1 protein-coding gene is annotated in these 691 nt (G+C 71.9%); it reads left to right on the top strand.

Annotation, left to right across the window (positions count from 1 at the left end; genetic code table 11):
* Nucleotides 1–691, top strand: a 691-nt coding sequence (locus AC1DWF_RS34850) for a benzoate/H(+) symporter BenE family transporter (protein ID WP_476843041.1), incomplete at both ends; no start/stop codon positions are given.

The raw sequence follows: 691 nt of genomic DNA, 5'->3' as shown, positions 1-691 counted from the left end.
TCCTTCGTCGGCTTCGCCTCTTCCTTCGCGGTGGTGCTGCAGGGCTTTTCCGCCATGGGCGCGACGCCGGAGCAGGCGGCATCGGGGCTCGTGATGCTCTGCCTTCTGATGGGCCTGCTGGGCGCCGGATTCTCGATCGTCTGGCGCATGCCGATCTCCATCGCCTGGTCCACGCCCGGCGCCGCGCTGCTGGCGACCAGCGGCGCGCCGGACGGCGGCTTTCCCGCGGCGGTCGGCGCCTTCCTGGCGGCGTCGCTGCTGCTGATCCTGGCAGGGCTGTGGCGGCCCTTCGCGCGGGCGGTGGAGCGCATCCCACCCGCCATCGCAGCAGCGATGCTGGCCGGCGTTCTGCTGGACCTCTGCCTCGCGCCGGTGCGCGCGGTGGGCGCCCTGCCCTGGCTCGCGCTGCCGGTGGTGCTCGCCTGGGCGCTGATGCTGCGGGTCCAGAGGCTCTGGGCGGTGCCTACGGCCGTGGTGGTCGCCGTGACGGTGCTGGTCCTGGGGCCTGGATTGCCTGGTGGCGGCGCTTGGCAGGCGCCGGAGCTCGCCTGGGTTACGCCGAGCTTCCATTGGGGCGCGATGGTCGGGATCGCGCTGCCGCTCTTCCTGGTGACCATGGCCTCGCAAAACCTACCGGGCTTCGCGGTGCTGTCGGCGAACGGTTATCACATCCGGATGCGGCCGGTATTCC

The organism is Aminobacter sp. P4_D5, assembly GCF_056401815.1.
The sequence above is the reverse complement of the archived record's forward strand: the minus strand, read 5'-3'. Positions and strand labels throughout refer to the sequence as shown.